At 67.0% G+C, this 19945-nt stretch carries 12 protein-coding genes; 6 read left to right on the forward strand and 6 right to left on the reverse strand.

Annotation, left to right across the window (positions count from 1 at the left end):
- Nucleotides 1–506: 506 nt before the first annotated feature.
- Together IC535_RS14520 and IC535_RS14525 are read right to left on the reverse strand one after the other, a co-directional pair.
- Nucleotides 507–5483 carry an NAD-glutamate dehydrogenase domain-containing protein gene (locus tag IC535_RS14520; protein ID WP_228887130.1) on the reverse strand — a complete coding sequence of 1659 codons (4977 nt, stop codon included), beginning with the start codon at nucleotides 5481–5483 and terminating at the stop codon, nucleotides 507–509.
- 45 nt (nucleotides 5484–5528) lie between these two features.
- The gene (locus IC535_RS14525; RefSeq protein WP_228887129.1) at nucleotides 5529–5687 is read right to left on the reverse strand and encodes a hypothetical protein; all 159 of its coding nucleotides are present in this window, start codon (nucleotides 5685–5687) and stop codon (nucleotides 5529–5531) included.
- Between the two features lie 89 nt (nucleotides 5688–5776).
- Between IC535_RS14525 and IC535_RS14530 the strand changes: the two genes are divergently transcribed.
- The 3 genes from IC535_RS14530 to IC535_RS14540 are packed head-to-tail and all read left to right on the forward strand — an operon-like array spanning nucleotide 5777 to nucleotide 10857.
- Nucleotides 5777–6406 (forward strand): TetR/AcrR family transcriptional regulator, encoded by a 630-nt coding sequence (locus tag IC535_RS14530; RefSeq protein WP_228887176.1) that lies wholly within the window; start codon nucleotides 5777–5779, stop codon nucleotides 6404–6406.
- Nucleotides 6406–7668 (forward strand): efflux RND transporter periplasmic adaptor subunit, encoded by a 1263-nt coding sequence (locus IC535_RS14535; protein ID WP_228887128.1) that lies wholly within the window; start codon nucleotides 6406–6408, stop codon nucleotides 7666–7668. The genes IC535_RS14530 and IC535_RS14535 overlap by 1 nt, the downstream gene beginning before the upstream one ends.
- Before the next feature lie 15 nt (nucleotides 7669–7683).
- A complete protein-coding gene (locus IC535_RS14540) occupies nucleotides 7684–10857 on the forward strand; it encodes a multidrug efflux RND transporter permease subunit (protein WP_228887127.1) in 3174 nt (1057 codons plus the stop codon).
- Nucleotides 10858–11478: 621 nt separating this feature from the next.
- Here IC535_RS14540 and IC535_RS14545 read toward each other — a convergent pair.
- On the reverse strand, nucleotides 11479–12627 hold the full coding sequence (locus IC535_RS14545) for an acyl-CoA dehydrogenase family protein (RefSeq protein WP_228887126.1): 1149 nt from the start codon (nucleotides 12625–12627) through the stop codon (nucleotides 11479–11481).
- Between the two features lie 117 nt (nucleotides 12628–12744).
- Here IC535_RS14545 and IC535_RS14550 point away from each other — a divergent pair, with 117 nt between their 5' ends.
- The 3 genes from IC535_RS14550 to metH all read left to right on the forward strand — a co-directional run bounded on the left by IC535_RS14550 (nucleotide 12745) and on the right by metH (nucleotide 17534).
- Entirely contained in the window at nucleotides 12745–13674 is a 930-nt protein-coding gene (locus IC535_RS14550; RefSeq protein ID WP_228887125.1) for an ArsR/SmtB family transcription factor, read from the forward strand.
- Nucleotides 13675–13683: 9 nt separating this feature from the next.
- On the forward strand, nucleotides 13684–14784 hold the full coding sequence (locus tag IC535_RS14555) for a homocysteine S-methyltransferase family protein (RefSeq protein WP_228887124.1): 1101 nt from the start codon (nucleotides 13684–13686) through the stop codon (nucleotides 14782–14784).
- Nucleotides 14785–14849: 65 nt separating this feature from the next.
- A complete protein-coding gene (gene metH / locus IC535_RS14560) occupies nucleotides 14850–17534 on the forward strand; it encodes a methionine synthase (protein ID WP_228887123.1) in 2685 nt (894 codons plus the stop codon).
- Between the two features lie 103 nt (nucleotides 17535–17637).
- Here metH and IC535_RS14565 read toward each other — a convergent pair whose 3' ends face one another.
- Genes IC535_RS14565 through IC535_RS14575 form a run of 3 tightly spaced genes read right to left on the reverse strand, consistent with a single transcriptional unit; the run spans nucleotide 17638 to nucleotide 19931 of the window.
- Complete coding sequence (locus IC535_RS14565; protein ID WP_228887122.1) at nucleotides 17638–18336, reverse strand: DUF2058 domain-containing protein; 699 nt, start codon at nucleotides 18334–18336, stop codon at nucleotides 17638–17640.
- 13 nt (nucleotides 18337–18349) lie between these two features.
- Entirely contained in the window at nucleotides 18350–18589 is a 240-nt protein-coding gene (locus IC535_RS14570; RefSeq protein WP_038687608.1) for a SlyX family protein, read from the reverse strand.
- Entirely contained in the window at nucleotides 18582–19931 is a 1350-nt protein-coding gene (locus IC535_RS14575) for a UDP-glucose dehydrogenase family protein (RefSeq protein WP_228887121.1), read from the reverse strand. The genes IC535_RS14570 and IC535_RS14575 overlap by 8 nt, the downstream gene beginning before the upstream one ends.
- Nucleotides 19932–19945: the final 14 nt, after the last annotated feature.

Here is a 19945-nt window from a genome sequence, read left to right on the forward strand (position 1 = left end):
TGTGGATTCACGAGACACGCCGCAAGTACATCCGTGTAGGCTCCGCGGCGCCATCCATGGCGCCGAGGGTCCCGTGAACCCACACCCCCCAACCCTCGACAGTTGGCTGGTTGCCATGGAAGAGCGAAAAGCTGGCGAGCACTGGGTTCCTGTATAGGTTATGAGGTCGGGCATTGAAGAGCAGCCATTCGTTAGACGCCCCTCCAACGTCAGCGCACGTGCTGTGCTTCTGCACTTTGCTCTGCAATGGCCACCGATGAACTGTCGAGGCCGGGGCTGTGTGGGTTCACGGGACCCTCCACCGCATGGATGCGGTGGCGGAGCCTACAGGGACGTACTTGCGGCGTGTCCCGTGAACCCACACAGTCCCGGCCAGCCCAAGCGCCAACGGCACTCGCTGCTTTGCAGCTTTTCCGCACCAAGCCAAACAACCAAACAAAAACGGCCCCGCGTGAGCGGGGCCGTCCGTTTGTAGCATCAGCCAAGCAAACGCCCGGCGTTACACGTTACGCACCGTGCGCGGCCAACTGACCTAGGCGCTGCACCGCGACCGAGACGGTCGGGTAGTCCAGGGTCTTCTGCTCGGCCAGTTCAGCCAGCATCGCCAGGGTGAAGCGCAGGCTGCTGTCGTCACGGCCGATCCATGCGGCTACCTTGGCTTCGGCGCTGCCGCCCTTCATCGACAGTACCTGGGCAGCCAGGTTGCGGTGATGGGCGGCCAGCTCGTCGCGCAGCACGCCACGGGCCACCGCGTGCCAGCGGCCGTTGACCTCCAGCGCATCGATCTGCTCGAACAGCCACGGCAGCTGCAGGGCATCGCCCAGGCGGAAGTGGACCTTGGACACATCCACCGGCTTGAGCTTGCGGGTCCGGGCCAGTTCGATGATGTCGAACGCCGGTTCCAGGAACTGCAGCTCGGACAACTGCTGCGCCAGCGCCGGCGGCAGGCCCTTTTCCTTCCACTCGGCCACGCTGGCCTCGTAGGCCGGGCGCTGCGAATCGGGCAGCACGCCGGAGGCCACGCGGATATCGTTGAAGGCGGCCTGGTAACGGTTGACCGCTTCGGTGATGCCCGGCATCGCACCCTGGCGCGACAGCAGCCAGCGCACGAACGAACGCTGCAGCTTCCAGATCACTTCCAGCGCGTCGATCTGCACCGACTCGGGCAAGGTGCCATCGAGGGCGTCGATCTGCGCCCACAGCGCGCGCGCGTCCAGCGTTTCACGGCTGATCGTATAGGCCTTGGCGACCTCGGCCACGCTGCGGCCGGTGTCTTCCTGCATGCGCATCAGGAAGGTGGCGCCCATCCGGTTGATAGTCTGGTTGGTCACTGCCGTGGCGATGATTTCGCGCTTCAGGCGGTGGCGCTCCATCGCATCGGCGTACTTCTTCTGCAGCGGCGTGGGGAAGTAACGCTGCAGCTCCTTGGACAGGTACGGGTCTTCGGGGATGTCCGATTCGAGCAGCTGCTGGAAGGCCACCAGCTTGGAATAGGACAACAGCACCGACAGCTCCGGACGGGTCAGGCCCTGGCCGCGCGCCTTGCGGGCCGACAGCTCGGCGTCCGACGGCAGGAACTCGATCTGGCGGTCGAGCAGGCCCTGCTGTTCCAGAGTACGGATGAAGTGCTGCTTGGAGCCCAGGCGCTTGACCGCCATCCGCTCCATCAGGCTCAGGGCCTGGTTCTGGCGGTAGTTGTCGTTGAGCACCAGCGCGGCCACTTCATCGGTCATCGAGGCCAGCAGCTTGTTGCGCTGTTCGATGGTCAGCTTCTTGGCCCGCACCACATCGTTGAGCAGGATCTTGATGTTGACTTCGTGGTCGGAGGTATCCACGCCGGCCGAGTTGTCGATGAAGTCGGTGTTGAGCAGCACCCCGGCCTGGGCAGCCTCGATGCGGCCCAGCTGGGTCATGCCCAGGTTGCCGCCCTCGCCCACCACCTTGCAGCGCAGCTCGCCACCGTTGACGCGCAGTGCGTTGTTGGCGCGGTCGCCGACGTCGCTGTGCTGCTCGCTGGCGGCCTTGACGTAGGTACCGATGCCGCCGTTCCACAGCAGGTCGACCGGGGCCTTGAGGATGGCGCTCATCAGGTCGTTCGGCGACAGCGCCTTGACGCTGTCGTCCAGGCCCAGCACCTCGCGCACCTGCGGGGTGAGTTCGATCGACTTCAGCGTGCGCGGGAAGATGCCGCCGCCCTTGCTGATCAGCTTGGCATCGTAGTCGGCCCAGCTGGAGCGCGGCACGGTGAACAGACGTTCGCGTTCGACGAAGGTGGTGGCCGCATCCGGGTTGGGGTCCAGGAAGATGTGGCGGTGGTCGAACGCGGCGACTAGGCGGATGTGGCGCGACAACAGCATGCCGTTGCCGAACACATCGCCGGACATGTCGCCCACGCCCACCGCGGTGAAGTCCTGGCTCTGGCTGTCGCGGCCCAACGCACGGAAGTGGCGCTTGACCGACTCCCACGCACCGCGCGCGGTGATGCCCATGCCCTTGTGGTCGTAACCGACCGAACCGCCGGAGGCGAACGCATCGCCCATCCAGAAGCCGTGGGCCAGGGCCAGGCCGTTGGCGATGTCGGAGAAGGTCGCCGTGCCCTTGTCGGCGGCCACCACCAGGTACGGGTCGTCCATGTCGTGGCGGACCACGTCCACCGGCGGCACGATCTTGTTGTTGACGATGTTGTCGGTGATGTCCAGCAGGCCCTGGATGAACAGCTTGTAGCAGGCCACGCCGTTGGCGAACACCGCGTCGCGGTCGCCGTTGAGCGGCGGCGTCTTGGCGAAGAAGCCGCCCTTGGCGCCAACCGGCACGATCACCGTGTTCTTGACCATCTGCGCCTTGACCAGGCCCAGCACTTCGGTGCGGAAGTCTTCGCGACGGTCCGACCAGCGCAGACCGCCGCGGGCGACGGCACCAAAGCGCAGGTGGGTGCCTTCCACGCGCGGGCCATACACGAAGATTTCGCGGTACGGGCGCGGCTTGGGCAGGTCCGGCACCAGCGCCGAATCGAACTTGAAGCTGATGCAGTGGCCCGGCTGGCCGTCGGCATCGGTCTGGTAGTAGCTGGTGCGCAGGGTGGCGTCGATCACGCCCATGAAGCTGCGCAGGATGCGGTCTTCGTCCAGGCTGGAGACACGGTCCATCAGCTTGAGCAGGGCCTCGCGCGCGGCATCCATCTGCGCCTTGCGGTCGCCCTTGCGGGCCTCGACCACGGTCTTGAGCACCTTCAAGGTGGCCTCGTCGCCGCCGGACAGCACATTCAAGTGCGTGCGCAGCTGGGCTTGGCCTTCGGCGATGGCGTCCTTGCTTTCGTTGCCGGTGGCCGGGTCGAAGCGCGCTTCGAACAGCTCCACCAGCAGGCGGGCCAGCAGCGGGTAGCGGGCGAACGTGCCTTCCACGTAGGCCTGCGAGAACGGCACGCCGGTCTGCAGCAGGTACTTGCAGTAGCCACGCAGCATCGCCACCTGGCGCCAATGCAGGCCGGCGGCCAGCACCAGGCGGTTGAAGCCGTCGTTCTCGGCATCGCCGTGCCAGACGCGGGCGAAGGTTTCACCGAAGGCGGCATCCACGCTGGCGGCGTCGATCGCGCCGGCCACCGATTCCACTTCGAAGTCCTGCACATACACCGGCGCGTTGTCCACCGTCAGGCGGTACGGACGCTCGGCGATCACGCGCAGGCCCATGTTTTCCATCATCGGCAGCGCGTCCGACAGCGGAATGTCGTCCAGCTGGCGGTACAGCTTCAGGCGCAGGCCATCGCCGCCTTCGCGCTGCACGGCCTGCAGGCTCAGGCGCAGGTCGTCCGGGCCGGTCAGCGCATCGAGCTGGCTGACGTCGTTGGCGGCGATCTCGGTGCTGGAGTCTTCGATGTAGCCGGCCGGCAGCGCCTTGCCGATGCGGGCGGCGATGCGCAGGCCTTCGCTTTCACCGTGGCGGGCCACCAGCGCTTCGCGCAGGTCGTCCTGCCAGTTGCGCAGCACCTGGGCCAGCTTCTGTTCCAGTTCGCTGGTGTCCACTTCCAGGGTCTGGCCGGCCTTGGGGCGCACGATCAGGTGCACCTGGGCCAGCGGCGATTCGCCCAGCACTACCGAGCTGTCCACGTACTCGCCCTGCAGCGCGTCCTTGAGCATGGCTTCGATGCGCAGGCGCACATCGGTGTTGAAGCGTTCGCGCGGCAGGTAGACCAGCGCGGAAATGAAACGGCTGTACTTGTCGCGGCGCAGGAACAGGCGGCTGCGCACGCGTTCCTGCAGGCCCAGCACCCCCATCGCGGTGCGGAACAGTTCATCCTCGCTGGACTGGAACAGCTCTTCGCGCGGCAGGGTTTCCAGGATGTGGCGCAGCGCCTTGCCGCTGTGGCTGGCCGGGGCCAGGCCGGACTGGCTCATCACGTATTCGTGGCGCTGGCGCACCAGCGGGATTTCCCACGGGCGGCGGTTGTAGGCGCTGGAGGTGAACAGGCCCAGGAAGCGCTGTTCGCCGATGATCTTGCCCTTGGCGTCGAATTCCAGCACGCCGATGTAATCCATGTAACCGGAACGGTGCACGCGCGAGCGGGCATTGGTCTTGGTCAGGATCAGCGCGTCCTTCAACCCGGTGGTGGCGTTGAGGCCCTGCGCGGCCAGGGTCTTGACCGGGCGCGCAGCGGACTTGTCCTGCCCGCGCATCAGACCCAGGCCGGTGTCGTTGAGCGGTGCCAGCACCTCTTCCTTGCCCTGCTTCTCCACGCGGTATTCGCGGTAGCCGAAGAAGGTGAAGTGGTTGTCGGCGGCCCAGCGCAGGAATTCCTGCGCCTCCCCGCGCGAGGCGGCATCGACCGGCAGCTGGCGGCTGCCCAGGTCCTCGGCCAGGGCCAGCGCCTTGCCGCGCATGGCCTCCCAGTCGCGCACGATGGCCCGCACTTCATCCAGCGCCTTGGTGATCGCCTTTTCGACGTCGGCCATGGCATCGGCCGGCTGGCGGTCGATTTCCAGCAGCATCACCGACTCGGCATTGCCCTGGCCAACGCCGGAGAGCTTGCCGGCCTTGTCGCGCGCAAAGCGCAGCACCGGGTGGCCCAGCACGTGCACGCCGATGCCATGCTCGGCCAGCGACATGGTCACCGTGTCGACCAGGAACGGCATGTCGTCGTTGACGATCTGCAGCACCGTATGCGCCGACTCCCACCCGTTGCCCTTCAGACTCGGGTTGAACACGCGCACATTGGCCTTGCCCGGCTTGCGGACACGCGCGAACTCCAGCGTGTCGGCGGCCAGGGCGGCCCACTCCTCGGCGGTATGGTGCGGGAACTCGTCCGGCTCCATTCGCTTGTAGAAGCCGGCGGCGAACGCCACTGCTTCGGCCTGCCCGGCCGCCGGGTAACGCTTGCGCAAGGCCGTGTACACCGGCTCCAGCGAGAAGCCCACTGGCGAAACAGTCTGCGTATCGGCTGGGGTGGATTTGTTTTTCACGGTCTTGGCTGCTGGTTTCTGCGGTTTCATGACGGAGCGGTGGTGTTGCCCAGTTGGGAAAATGAAATTGTAGGCCTACCGCACAAAAATACCTTGCTGCAGGACGGAATAAGCCATTTCGGGTTGGGTGCCGTTTACATCGACGCCGCGCGATCCGGTCGGGTACGGACAAGCCCTGCGCGATGCCATGCCCGCCAGCATCGGCGGCGGCGGTTGCAACTTGACGTCGGCCATCACACGCCAGCGAAATGCAAGGCTTCCCCAATTGTGAACTGGACGGTATAGTCCACCCCGTGACTCCCCCACACCCCGCCGCCAGCGCCATGGATGCGCGCGACCAGCGCGTGTTCGACGCCGTGCGCGACCTGTTCGCCACCCAGGGCATGCAGATCAGCATGGACTCGGTGGCCCAGCAGGCCGGCTGCTCCAAGCAGACGCTCTACAGCCGCTACGGCAGCAAACAGGAGTTGCTGCGCCGGGTGATGCAACGGCATGTCAGCCGCGCCACCGCCAGCCTGCACAGCCTGGACGAAGGCGACCTGCGCGGCAGCCTGCTGCAGTTCGCCACCGACTACCTGGAGCACAGCAACCAACCCCATGTGATCCAGGCCCGCCGGCTGATCGCCGCCGATTCGGGGCAGTTCCCCCAGGAAGCCCGCGCGCTCTACCGCGACGGCGCCGGGGCGCTACTTATTCACGTTGCTGAATGGATCGATACGCGCTGCGCCCGTGGCCAGTTGCGGCATGACGACCCGCACTTCATGGCTGAACTGCTATTGAGCATGCTGATCGGCCTGGACGTCGAAAAGCAGCGCTTCCATACCCCCCATCGCACCGACGCCGCCGTGCGCCGCCGCTGGGCAGAATTTTCCGTCGACAGCTTCCTGCGCGCGTTCGCCACGCCCGAAGCGGCCCCGGACCCTTCTTCAAACCAACACCGGAGTTTCTCCTGATGATCGCCCCACTCCGCACCCTTGCCCTGACGTGCGCAGTCGCTGTTGCACTGACCGCCTGCAAGAAGCCAGAGCAGCAGATGCCCCCGCCGCCGGAAGTGGGCGTGATCGAAGCCAAACCGCAGACCCTGCCGCTGCAGCGTGAGCTGGTCGGCCGGCTGTCGCCGTTCCGCAGCGCCGATGTACGCGCCCGGGTGCCGGGCGTGCTGCTCAAGCGCGTCTACCAGGAAGGGGCCGACGTGCGCCAGGGCCAGGTCCTGTTCCTGATCGACCCGGCCCCGCTGCGCGCCTCGCTGAACGCCTCGCAGGCCGAACTGGCCTCGGCCCAGGCCACCTACGCCAATGCCAAGGCCGCGGCCAACCGCGCCCGCTCGCTGGCCCCGCAGAAGTTCGTCTCGCGCTCGGACCTGGACAGCGCCGAAGCGGCCGAACGCACCGCTGCGGCGGCCGTCCAGCAGGCCCAGGCCGCCCTGACCAGCGCGAAGATCAACCTCGGCTATGCCGAAGTGACCTCGCCGATCAGCGGCCGTGCCGGCAAGCAGCAGGTTACCGAAGGCGCCCTGGTCGGCCAGGGCGATGTGACCCTGCTGACCACCGTGGACCAGCTGGACCCGCTGTACGTGAACTTCTCGATGAGCGTGGACGAGCTGACCCAGATGCGCGCCGCCCAGGCCAAGGGCCAGCTGGCCCTGAGCGGGGACGGCAAGTCCACCGTGCAGGTCAAGCTGTCCGACGGCAGCGTCTACGACCAGCCGGGCACGCTGGACTTCTCCTCGACCACGGTCGACCCGGCCACCGGCGCGGTCTCGCTGCGCGCGGTGCTGCCCAACCCGCAGCAGATCCTGCTGCCGGGTGCCTTCGTCAGCTTCCAGGCCACCCTGGGCGAGCGCAACAACGCCTTCCTGGTGCCGTTGCAGGCCCTGCAGCGCGACACCGTCGGCGGCTATGTCATGGTGGTCGGCAAGGACGGCAAGGTGGTCCGCAAGAACGTCAAGAGCGAAGGCCAGCAGGGCAGCAACTGGCTGGTCAGCGGTGGACTGGACAACGGCGACCAGGTGATCGTGGCCGGCGTGCAGAAGGTCAAGGAAGGCGCGCCGGCCAAGGCCACCCCGTGGACCCCGGCCGCTGCCAACGGCACCGGCAAGGCCCCCGCCGCGGCAGGCGCCGCCCCGGCCGCGGCGGCCAAGCCTGCCGCCGCGCCGGCCGATGCCGCCGCCGACACGTCCGACGCCGCTCCGGCCGCCGAACCGAACAAGCAATAACGGGAACCCTCGGTCATGCCTAAATTTTTCATTGAACACCCGGTATTCGCCTGGGTGGTCGCGATCCTGATCTCGCTTTCGGGCGTGATTTCGATCCTTGGCCTGGGCGTGGAGTCCTATCCAAGCATCGCACCGCCCCAGGTGACGGTGAGCGCCACCTATCCCGGCGCCAGCGCCGACACCACCGAAAAGTCGGTCACCCAGGTGATCGAGCAGCAGCTGACCGGTATCGATCACCTGCTGTACTTCAACTCGTCCTCGGCCTCCAACGGCCGCGCCAGCATCACCCTGACCTTCGAAACCGGTACCGATCCGGACATCGCCCAGGTCCAGGTGCAGAACAAGGTGTCGCTGGCCACCCCGCGCCTGCCCACCGAAGTGACCCAGCAGGGCGTGGTGGTGGCCAAGGCCAACGCCGGCTTCCTGATGGTGGTGGCGCTGCAGTCCGACAGCGCGGCGATCGACCGCGACGCGCTCAACGACATCGTCGGGTCGCGCGTGCTCGACCAGATCTCGCGCATCCCCGGCGTGGGCAGCACCCAGCAGTTCGGTTCGGAGTACGCCATGAACATCTGGCTCAATCCGGAGAAGATGCAGGGTTACGGCCTGTCGGCCAGCCAGGTGCTGGCCGCGATCAAGAACCAGAACGTGCAGTTCGCTGCCGGCTCGCTGGGCTCGGACCCGTCCCCGGCCGGGCATTACTTCACCGCCACGGTCTCGGCCGAGGGCCGCTTCAGCTCGCCGCAGGAGTTCGAGAACATCATCCTGCGCGCCAATGCCGACGGTTCGCGGGTGATGCTCAAGGACGTGGCCCGGATCGCCTTCGGCGCCAACAACTACGGCTTTGACACCCAGTACAACGGCAAGCCCACCGGCGCCTTCGCGATCCAGCTGCTGCCCGGCGCCAATGCCCTGAACGTGGCCAACGCGGTCACCGCCAAGATGGACGAGCTGCAGCCCAGCTTCCCGGCCGGGGTGAGCTGGTTCTCGCCGTACGACAGCACCACCTTCGTCAAGATCTCGATCGAGGAAGTGGTCAAGACGCTGATCGAAGCGGTGTTCCTGGTGTTCCTGGTGATGCTGATCTTCCTGCAGAACTTCCGCGCCACCCTGATCCCCACCCTGGTCATCCCGGTGGCGCTGCTCGGCACCTTCCTGGGCATGAGCATCATCGGCTTCACCATCAACCAGCTGACCCTGTTTGCGATGGTGCTGGCGATCGGCATCGTGGTCGATGACGCGATCGTGGTGATCGAGAACGTCGAGCGGATCATGACCGAGGAGAAGCTGCCGCCCAAGGCCGCCACCCAGAAGGCCATGACCCAGATCACCGGTGCGGTGGTGGCCATCACCGTGGTGCTGGCGGCGGTGTTCATTCCCTCGGCCCTGCAGGGCGGCGCGGCCGGTGAGATCTACAAGCAGTTCGCCCTGACCATCGCCATTGCGATGGGGTTCTCGGCGTTCCTGGCGCTGGGCTTCACCCCGGCGCTGTGCGCGACCTTCCTCAAGCCGACCCACAACGACCACCCCAACATCGTCTACCGTACCTTCAACAAGTACTACGACAAGGTCAGCAATACCTACGTGGGCCACATCACCTCGGCGGTGAAGCACGCGCCGCGCTGGATGATCCTGTTCGTGGTGCTCACCGTGCTGTGCGGTTTCCTGTTCACGCGCATGCCCGGCAGCTTCCTGCCCGAGGAAGACCAGGGCTATGCGCTGGCGATCGTGCAGCTGCCGCCGGGCTCGACCAAGGCCCAGACCAACGCCACCTTCGCGCAGATGCGCGGCGTGCTGGAAAAGCAGGATGGCTTCGAAGGCATGCTGCAGGTGGCCGGTTTCAGCTTCGTCGGTTCCGGCGAAAACGTCGGCATGGGCTTCATCCGGCTCAAGCCCTGGGCCGACCGCGACATCACCGTGCCCGAGTTCATCAACAACATGAACGGCGCGTTCTACGGGATCAAGGAAGCCCAGATCTTCGTGGTCAACCTGCCCACCGTGCAGGGCCTGGGCCAGTTCGGCGGCTTTGACATGTGGCTGCAGGACCGCGGCGGTGCCGGCTTCGAGAAACTTACCGAGGCCCGCAACATCCTGCTGGGCAAGGCCGCGCAGGAGAGCGAACTGCTCACCGGCGTGCGCCCCAACGGCCTGGAAAACGCCCCGCAGCTGCAGCTGCACGTGGATCGCGTGCAGGCCCAGACCATGGGCCTGTCGGTGTCGGACGTGTACAGCACCATCCAGCTGATGCTGGCCCCGGTGTACGTCAACGACTTCTTCTATGAAGGCCGCATCAAGCGGGTGACCATGCAGGCCGATGGCCCGTACCGCACCGGTGCCGAGTCGTTGAACAGCTTCTACACGCCCAGCGCGCTGCAGACCAACCCCGACGGTACCCCGGCGATGATTCCGCTGAGCACCGTGGTCAAGTCCGAGTGGGTCTCCGCGCCGCCGTCGCTGAGCCGCTACAACGGCTACTCGGCAATCAACATCGTCGGTTCGCAGGCACCGGGGCGCAGCTCGGGCGAGGCGATGGACGCCATGCAGCGGATTGTCACCGACGACCTGCCGGCCGGCTTCGGCTACGACTGGTCGGGCATGTCCTACCAGGAAATCCTGGCCGGCAATGCAGCCACGCTGCTGCTGGTGTTGTCGATCGTGGTGGTGTTCCTGTGCCTGGCCGCGCTGTATGAGAGCTGGTCGATCCCGGTGGCGGTGCTGCTGGTGGTGCCGCTGGGCGTGCTCGGTGCGCTGGCGTTCTCGCTGGCGCGCGGGCTGCCCAACGACCTGTACTTCAAGATCGGCCTGATCACGGTGATTGGCCTGGCGGCCAAGAATGCGATCCTGATCGTGGAGTTCGCGGTGGAGCAACGCGCGGCGGGCAAGAACCTGCGCGAAGCCACCATTGAGGCCTCGCGCCTGCGCTTCCGCCCGATCCTGATGACCTCGTTCGCCTTCATCATGGGCGTGATCCCGATGGCCATTTCCACCGGCGCCGGTGCCAATGCCCGTCACGCCATCGGTACCGGCGTGATCGGCGGCATGGTGTTTGCCACCTTCCTGGGCCTGCTGATGATCCCGGTGTTCTTCGTGGTGGTGCGGCGCATGCTGGGCGACAAGCTGGACGAGCCGTCCAGGGAGTTCCTGGAACGCCAGAGCGAAGGCAACGCCGCGCACCGTCCGGATCGTTGATCCGGCGGTAGGTGGCCACTGCGGTGGTCACCTGAATTGAAAACGAAAAGCCCCGGAGCGATCCGGGGCTTTTTTTTGGTTCTTCGCCCATATCCAGGCGCGGGGGTCGGTGGGTCGGGCGCTGGGGCCCCATGCCCTTTCCGGCGAATGTCCCCCGGCCGCGCGGCGGCCTCCTCCTTTACTTCCCCTCCAAGGGCATGGGGCCCCAGCGCCCGACCCACCGACTGCAGCCAGAAAAGCCGCGCGTCCACTTGCTTGCCGCAAGCCGAGCCCCGTAGCGGCCGGCAGGCCCCTGGGCAAAGTAAAGGAGGAGGCCGCCACGCGGCCGGGGGACATTTGCACCAGGGGCCTACCGGCCGCTACGGGGCCCACACGCTCGCGACAGACCCGAGCGAAGACACTGCCCGCCACACGTCGCCGGCACTCCCCGTCCTCATGCGCAGCGTCGTGCCAACGCTGCGACGGCCATTGCATCGGCAGGAAGAAGACATGGTGGCCGGCGCGCTCGCCCGGCGCACCTGCGCCGCGATTGAAGGGGCGCCTGGTCTACCCGATCACGCGTGCCGACCGGCGGTCGGCACGGCCCGCAGGCCACGACCGTCGGTCGTGGCCTTGCCTGCCTCAGCGCAACCCGGTCTCGTTGCGCGCGATCACCAGCCGCTGGATCTCCGAGGTACCCTCGTAGATCTCGGTGATCTTGGCATCGCGGAAGTAACGTTCCAGCGGCATTTCCTTGGAATACCCCATGCCGCCGTGGATCTGCACGGCCTGGTGGGTGATCCACATCGCCGCTTCGGACGCGGTCAGCTTGGCGATCGCCGCCTCGTTGCTGAAACGCTTGCCCTGCCCCTTCACCCATGCCGCACGCAGGGTCAGCAACAAGGCCGCGTCCAGCTTGCACTTCATGTCGGCGATCTTGGCCTGGGTCATCTGGAAGGTGCCGATCGCAGCGCCGAAGGCCTTGCGGTCGCGCACGTATTCCAGGGTCGCCTCATAGGCCGCGCGGGCGATGCCGATCGCCTGGGAGGCGATGCCGATGCGGCCGGCGTCGAGCACGCCCATGGCGATCTTGAAGCCCTCCCCTTCCTTGCCCAGCACGTCCTCGGCCGCAGCCTGGTAATCCTGGAACTCGATCTCGCAGGTAGCCGAGGCGCGGATGCCCAGCTTCGGCTCGGTCTTGCCGCGGTGGAAACCGGGCTTGTCGGTGTCGATCATGAACGCGGTGATGCCGCGCGCGCCCTGGTCCGGGTCGGTCATCGCAAACAGCACGATGTACTTGGCCACCGGGCCGGAGGTGATCCAGCTCTTCTTGCCGTTGATCACGAAGCTGCCGTCGGCCTGCTTGACCGCCCGGCAGCGCATCGCCGTGGCGTCCGAACCGGACTGCGGCTCGGTCAGCGCGAAGGCGCCGATCGCCTCGCCCTCGGCAATGGCGCGCACGTACTTCTGCTTCTGCGCCTCGCTGCCGTGGGTCAGGATGCCGTTGCAGAACAGCGAATTGTTCACCGACATGATGGTCGAGTGCGCCCCATCGCCGGCGGCCACCTCCACCATCGCCAGCACATAGGCGATCGGGTCCATGCCCGCGCCGCCGTACTCGGCCGGCACTTCGATGCCCATCAGGCCGTTTTCGCCCAGCAGGCGGATGTTGTCCAGCGGGAATTCGCCGGTCCGGTCATGGTGCTCGGCGCTGGGCGCGATCTTTTCCTGCGCGATGCGCCGCGCGACGTCCTGCAGCATCAGCTGCTCTTCGGTGAAACTGAAATCCACAGCACCCTCCCGGGAAAATGGTGCGGCATTGTACCCAGCGGCGGTGGATCGAGGCTGACTTGACCGCGCCGGGGCCGAGGGACGAAAATATCTCTATATCGCGATAGGTAGATATTTATGGATCTGGAGGACTGGTCGGTCCGGCTGAAGGTATTCGCCGACGCCACCCGTGTGCGCCTGCTCACCTTGCTGGAGCAGGAAGAACTGACCGTGGCCGAGCTGTCGGCCATCACCACGCTGGCCCAGCCGCGGGTGTCCACCCACCTGGCCCGCCTCAAGGAAGCCGGCCTGGTCCGCGACCGCCGCTCCGGCGTATCGGCCTACTACCGCTTCGACGATGCCGCGCTGGACCCGGCCCAGCGCGCATTGTGGCATGCGCTCAGCACCGGCAGCGACGATCCGCTGCTGCGCCAGGATGCTGAACGGGTGGCCTCGGTACTGGCCAGCCGCGCGGCCGACCAGAACTGGGCCGACAGCGTGGCCGGCGACATGGAACGCCACTATTCCCCCGGCCGCACCTGGGAGGCGCTGGCGCGCACCGCGCTGCCGCTGCTGGAAACCGGCGACGTGCTCGACATCGCCTCCGGCGACGGCGTGCTGGCCGAACTGGTCGCCCCGCATGCCAAGCGCTATATCTGCATCGATACCAGCGCGCGCGTGGTGGCTGCCGCCAGCGAACGCCTGCGCCGGCTGGCCAATGTGGAAGTGCGCGAAGGCGACATGCATGCCCTGCCGTTCAAGGACCGCAGCTTCGACCTGGTGGTGCTGATGCATGCCCTCACCTACGCCGCCAAACCAGCCCAGGCCGTGGCCGAAGGCGCGCGCGTGCTGCGCCCGGGCGGCCGCCTGCTGCTGTGCAGCCTGGCCCGCCACGAGCACAAGGCCGCGGTGGAGGCCTATGGCCACGTCAACCTGGGCTTCAGCGACAAGGAACTGCGCAAGTTCGCCGAGAAGGCCGGGCTGATGGTCTCCAACCTGGAAACGGTGACCCGCGAAAAGCGCCCGCCGCATTTCGAAGTCATTTCGCTGATCGCCAGCAAGCCCTGAGGCCCGCCCATGCCATCCCTGCCCTGGCTGCACCCCGAACGCGTCCACGCCCTGCAACAGGCCCTGGCCCAGCGCATCCTGATCATCGATGGCGCCATGGGCACCATGATCCAGCGCCACGAGCTGGAAGAAGAGGATTACCGCGGCCAGCGTTTCGCCGGCGGCTACGACCATGCCCATGGCCCGGGCTGCGCGCATGACGGGCCGGCCCCGGAAGGCCACGACCTCAAGGGCAACAACGACCTGCTGCTGCTCAGCAAGCCGGAGGTGATCGCCGGCATCCATACCGCCTACCTGCAGGCCGGCGCGGACCTGGTGGAAACCAATACCTTCAACGCAACCTCGGTCAGCCAGGCCGACTACCACCTGGAGCACCTGGTCTACGAGCTCAACAAGGCCGGTGCCGCAGTGGCGCGCGCCTGCTGCGATGCGGTGGCCGCCACCGCTCCGGGCAAGCCGCGCTTTGTGATCGGCGTGCTCGGCCCGACCAGCCGCACCGCCTCGATCAGCCCGGACGTGAACGACCCGGGGTTCCGCAACACCAGCTTCGATGCGCTGCGCGAGACCTACCGCGAAGCCATCGACGGCCTGATCGACGGCGGCGCCGACACCCTCATGGTCGAGACCATCTTCGACACGCTCAACGCCAAGGCCGCGCTGTTCGCGATCGAAGAAGCCTTCGACGACCGCGGCGCGCGCCTGCCGATCATGATCTCCGGCACCATCACCGACGCGTCCGGCCGTACCCTGTCCGGGCAGACCACCGAGGCCTTCTACGCCTCGGTGGCGCACAGCCGCCCGCTGTCGGTGGGGCTGAACTGCGCGCTGGGCGCCACCGACATGCGCCCGCACGTGGAAACCCTGTCCACCGTGGCCGACTGCCTGGTCAGCGCCCACCCCAACGCCGGCCTGCCCAATGCGTTCGGCGAGTACGACGAGACCCCCGAAGAAATGGCCACCACCCTGCGCGAGTTCGCCCAGGCCGGCCTGCTCAACCTGGTCGGCGGCTGCTGCGGCACCACCCCGGCGCATATCCAGGCCATCGCCGAGGCGGTGGCCGGCCTGCCGCCACGCGCCCTGCCCGCCGGCCAGCTCGAGGATGCCGCCTGAGCCACGGCGCCCCTGCCCCACCCGTTGTCGTTGACCCTCCCTTGCCAGACCGTGCCCGCCCTCCCATGACGCCTTCCCGCCACACCCGCCTGTCCGGCCTTGAGCCGCTGGTGATCACGCCGAACCTGCTGTTCGTCAACATCGGCGAGCGCACCAACGTCACCGGCAGCGCGCAGTTCCGCAAGCTGGTCAAGGAAGAACGCTACGAGGAAGCGGTCGAAGTGGCGCGCCAGCAGGTCGCCAGCGGCGCGCAGATCCTCGACGTCAACATGGACGAGGGCCTGATCGATTCGGAAAAGGCGATGACGCGCTACCTGAACCTGATCATGTCCGAGCCGGACATCGCGCGCATCCCGGTGATGGTCGATTCGTCCAAGTGGAGCGTGATCGAGGCCGGCCTGAAGTGCCTGCAGGGCAAGAGCGTGGTCAACTCCATCTCGCTCAAGGAAGGCGAGGCGCAGTTCATCGAGCACGCGCGCAAGGTGCTGCGTTACGGCGCCGCGGCGGTGGTGATGGCCTTCGACGAGGACGGCCAGGCCGACACCTGCGCGCGCAAGGTGGAAATCTGCACCCGCGCCTACAACATCCTGGTCGACCAGGTCGGCTTCCCGCCGCAGGACATCATCTTCGACCCGAACATCTTCGCCGTGGCCACCGGCATCGAAGAGCACGACAACTATGCGGTGGACTTCATCGAAGCCACCCGCATCATCAAGCGCACCCTGCCGCACTGTCACGTCTCCGGCGGCGTGTCCAACGTGTCGTTCTCCTTCCGCGGCAACGAAACGGTGCGCCAGGCGATCCATTCGGTGTTCCTGTACCACGCCATCGCCGCCGGCATGGACATGGGCATCGTCAACGCCGGCGCGATGCCGATCTACGACGAGCTGGACCCGGAACTGCGCGAGCGGGTGGAGGATGTGATCCTCAACCGCCGCAGCGACGGCACCGAACGCCTGCTGGAGATCGCCGAGCGCTACAAGGGCAAGAAGGGCGAGGTGCGCGGCGAAGACCTGGCCTGGCGCGACAAGCCGGTCAACGACCGCCTGGCGCATGCGCTGGTGCATGGCATGGACGCCTGGGTCGAGCAGGACACCGAGGAGGCGCGGGCACGCTCGACCCGGCCGCTGGACGTGATCGAAGGGCCGCTGATGGACGGCATGAACATCGTCGGCGACCTGTTCGGCGCCGGCAAGATGTTCCTGCCGCAGGTGGTCAAGTCGGCCCGCGTGATGAAAAAGGCGGTGGCCTACCTGCTGCCCTGGATCGAAGCGGAAAAGGCCCGCAGCGGCGATACCGCCAAGAGCAACGGCAAGATCATCATGGCCACGGTCAAGGGCGATGTGCACGACATCGGCAAGAACATCGTGGGCGTGGTCCTGGCCTGCAACAATTTCGAGGTGATCGACCTGGGCGTGATGGTGCCGGCGCAGAAGATCCTGGATGCCGCGCGCGCCGAGAACGCCGACATCATCGGGCTGTCCGGGTTGATCACCCCCTCGCTGGAGGAAATGAGCCATGTCGCCCGCGAGATGCAGCGCCAGGGCTTCACCATGCCGCTGATGATCGGCGGGGCGACCACCTCGCGCGCGCATACCGCGCTGAAGATCGACCCGCATTACAAGGCGCCCACGGTATGGGTCAAGGATGCCTCGCGCGCGGTCGGCGTGGCCCAGTCGCTGATCTCCAGCGAGCTGCGCGGGCCGTTCGTGGCCGCCAACGAAGCCGACTACGCCGACATCCGCCAGCGCCACCGCAACCGCGGCGACGCCAAGCGCCTGGTCACCCTGGCCAAGGCCCGCGCGCAGCGTTTCGACGGCGCCTGGGCCAATTACCAGCCGCCGGCCCCGCGCAAGCCCGGCCTGCATGTGCTGGACGACTACCCGCTGGCCGACCTGGTCGAGGTGATCGACTGGACCCCGTTCTTCCAGGCCTGGGAACTGGCCGGCAAGTACCCGGCGATCCTCACCGACGAAATCGTCGGCCCGCAGGCCACCGAGCTGTACCGCGACGCGCGCGCGATGCTGGCGCGCATCGTCGAGGAGAAGTGGCTGACCGCCAAGGCGGTGTTCGGGCTGTGGCCGGCCAACAGCGTCGGCGACGACGTGCACCTGAGCACCGATGCCGGCCCGGCGGTGCTGCACTTCCTGCGCCAGCAGGTGGACAAGCCGGTCGAGCGCCCGGACTTCTGCCTGGCCGACTTCATCGCCCCGGCCAGCAGCGGCCGACAGGACTGGATCGGCGCCTTCGCGGTCACCGCCGGGATCGGCATCGACGCGCACGTGGCGCGCTTCGAGGCCGACCACGACGACTACAACGCGATCCTGCTCAAGGCACTGGCCGACCGCTTCGCCGAAGCCCTGGCCGAACGCCTGCACCAGCACGTGCGCACCGATTACTGGGGCTACCAGCCCGACGAGGCGCTGGACAACGAATCGCTGATCGCCGAAAAGTACAGCGGCATCCGCCCTGCCCCCGGCTACCCGGCCTGCCCCGAGCACAGCGAGAAGGCCACGCTGTTCACGCTGCTCGATGCCGAGCGCAACGCCGGCATGCAGCTGACCGAGAGCTTTGCCATGCTGCCGACCGCGGCGGTGTCTGGGTATTACTTCAGCCACCCGCGCAGCCAGTACTTCGTGGTCGGCCGGGTCACCCGCGAGCAGGTCAGCGACTACGCCAAGCGCAAGGGCGTGGACCGCGCCCAGGTCGAACGCTGGCTGGCTTCCAACCTGGACTACGATCCCGAGTAGGTCCGACCCGTGGTCGGACAACCAGGAAAACGCATCCGACCACGGGTCGGATCCACCAGCATCAGCGTAGTCCGACCCATGGTCGGACGCTACCGCGCAATGGTTACCAGACCAGGTCGTCGGGTACCTGGTAGGCCGGATCGGCGTACGGGTCTTCTTCCACCGTCGCGTTGGGATCCACGCGCAATGCCACCGATGGGGCAAAGATCGCCTCGGCTTCGTCCAGCACCGCGGCGGTCACCAGCAGGTAGCGGCCATTCTGCTGCAGCACGCCCAGTTCGCCGGCGTTGAGCGCCTTGAGCTGGTCGGGGGTGACGTAGATGCGCTTGATCTTGCCGCCGTAATTGAAGTGGCGGGCAATCTCGGCCGCCGCATCGTTCAGGCCCTTGCCTTCCAGCAGCACGTCCAGCCTGGCCTTGGCTTCGCGGCGCAGGCGCGCCTCTTCCTGCTTCAGGCGCTCGGCTTCGATGCGGTCGTCCTTTTCCTTCTGCGCGCGGATCGCATAGGCCTTGGCCAGGTCGATATCCTCGCGCGAGCGCGGCTTGCCCTGGCCGGGCGCCTGGCCCTGGCCTTGACCAGGACGGGCGCCACCGCCCGGGCGGCCCTTGCCGGGCCCGGTACGGCGGTTGTCGCCATCGCGCGGCGGGCGCGCGCCATCGCCGGCCTTGGCCGGCACGCGCGCGCCCTGGGGTTTGTGGGGATTGCCTGGCCGGCCATCGCGGCGGGCTTCGGGTTTGCGTTCGGGCTTGGGCGCGGACTTGAAGCCCAGGCCCAGCAGCTGGTCGCGGAGGGTATCGCTCATGACGTCGGATCGATCAGTAGTGCGGGGGCGGTGGTTCTTCGCCCGAATCGGAATACAGCGCATTGCGGACCTTGCCCAGGTCCTCCAGCAACAGGCGCGTCAGGTCAGCATTGCGGCTGCCCTCGATGCGTGCATCGGCCAGGGCTTCGCTGAGCTCGGCCAAGGCCTGTTCCTGGAAGGACACGCGCATTTCCAGCTCGATCAGGCGCGCTTCCAGCGCCTGCTCACGCGGTGTGGGGGTGGAATCATGCATGCAAGGAACGTCCCCGGCCAATGCCGTAGTAGGCCACGCCCGCCGCTTCGATTTCCTGCGGGTCGTACAGATTGCGGCCGTCGAACACGACCGCGTCGGCGAGCGCTTCACGCAGGCGGACGAAATCCGGGCTGCGGAACTGCTTCCATTCGGTGACCACGACCAGCGCATCGGCGCCGTCCAGCGCCTCATAGGCGTTGTCGCAGAACACCAGGTCCTCGCGCTCGCCAAAAATGCGGCGGGCTTCTTCGGTCGCTTCCGGGTCGTAGGCGCGCACGCGCGCACCGCCTTCCCACAGCTGCGCCAGCAGGCGCCGGCTGGACGCCTCGCGCATATCGTCGGTATTGGGCTTGAAGGCCAGGCCCCAGACCGCGAAGGTCTTGCCGCGCACGCCTTCGTCCTCGCCACGGTCGTAGTGGCGCTGGATCAGCTGGTACAGATGGCCCTTCTGGGCGTCGTTGACCGCTTCGACCGCATTCAACAGCCTGGGCTCGTGGCCATGCTGCTGCGCGGTGCGGGCCAGGGCCTGCACGTCCTTGGGGAAGCACGAGCCGCCGTAGCCGGCGCCGGGATAGATGAAGTGCCAGCCGATGCGCGGATCCGAGCCGATGCCCTGGCGGACCTGCTCGATGTCGGCACCGACCTTCTCGGCGATGTTGGCGATTTCGTTCATGAACGAAATCTTGGTGGCCAGCATCGCGTTGGCGGCGTACTTGGTCAGCTCGGCCGAACGTACGTCCATTTCCACCACGCGGTCGTGGTTGCGGTTGAACGGCGCATACAGGCGGCGCATCAACGCCACCGAATCGGGGTTGGAGGCGCCCACCACGATGCGGTCCGGCCGCATGCAGTCGGCGACCGCGTCGCCCTCCTTGAGGAATTCCGGGTTGGAGACCACGTCGAAGGCGATCTCCTCCCCGCGCGCGGCCAATGCCTCGGCAATGGCGGCACGCACCTTGTCGGCCGTGCCCACCGGCACGGTCGATTTGTTGACCACCACGGTCGGCACGCGCATGTGCGTGCCGATCGTGCGGGCCACCGCCAGCACGTACTGCAGGTCGGCGCTGCCGTCCTCGTCCGGTGGCGTGCCCACGGCGATGAAGATCACCTGGCCGTGGGTGATCGCCGCGGCCGCATCGCTGGTGAAGGTCAACCGCGACGCGGCGTGGTTGGCCTTGACCATCGGCTCCAGGCCGGGCTCATAGATCGGGATGACACCACGGTTCAGGCCGTCGACCTTGGCCTGGTCGATGTCCACGCAGACTACCTGGTGGCCGACGTCGGCCAGGCAGGTGCCGGTGACAAGACCGACATAGCCGGTACCAAAAATCGCTACACGCATGGCCGTGGTGGCTC

Source organism: Stenotrophomonas rhizophila (assembly GCF_020857975.1).
GTDB lineage: Bacteria > Pseudomonadota > Gammaproteobacteria > Xanthomonadales > Xanthomonadaceae > Stenotrophomonas > Stenotrophomonas rhizophila_C.

Coding starts and splice junctions, on each gene's coding strand:
- IC535_RS14520 (WP_228887130.1), bottom strand. CDS start 5,483: ATGAAACCGCAGAAACCAGCAGCCAAGACCGTGAAAAACAAATCCACC.
- IC535_RS14525 (WP_228887129.1), bottom strand. CDS start 5,687: ATGGCCGACGTCAAGTTGCAACCGCCGCCGCCGATGCTGGCGGGCATG.
- IC535_RS14530 (WP_228887176.1), top strand. CDS start 5,777: ATGGATGCGCGCGACCAGCGCGTGTTCGACGCCGTGCGCGACCTGTTC.
- IC535_RS14535 (WP_228887128.1), top strand. CDS start 6,406: ATGATCGCCCCACTCCGCACCCTTGCCCTGACGTGCGCAGTCGCTGTT.
- IC535_RS14540 (WP_228887127.1), top strand. CDS start 7,684: ATGCCTAAATTTTTCATTGAACACCCGGTATTCGCCTGGGTGGTCGCG.
- IC535_RS14550 (WP_228887125.1), top strand. CDS start 12,745: ATGGATCTGGAGGACTGGTCGGTCCGGCTGAAGGTATTCGCCGACGCC.
- IC535_RS14555 (WP_228887124.1), top strand. CDS start 13,684: ATGCCATCCCTGCCCTGGCTGCACCCCGAACGCGTCCACGCCCTGCAA.
- metH (WP_228887123.1), top strand. CDS start 14,850: ATGACGCCTTCCCGCCACACCCGCCTGTCCGGCCTTGAGCCGCTGGTG.
- IC535_RS14565 (WP_228887122.1), bottom strand. CDS start 18,336: ATGAGCGATACCCTCCGCGACCAGCTGCTGGGCCTGGGCTTCAAGTCC.
- IC535_RS14570 (WP_038687608.1), bottom strand. CDS start 18,589: ATGCATGATTCCACCCCCACACCGCGTGAGCAGGCGCTGGAAGCGCGC.
- IC535_RS14575 (WP_228887121.1), bottom strand. CDS start 19,931: ATGCGTGTAGCGATTTTTGGTACCGGCTATGTCGGTCTTGTCACCGGC.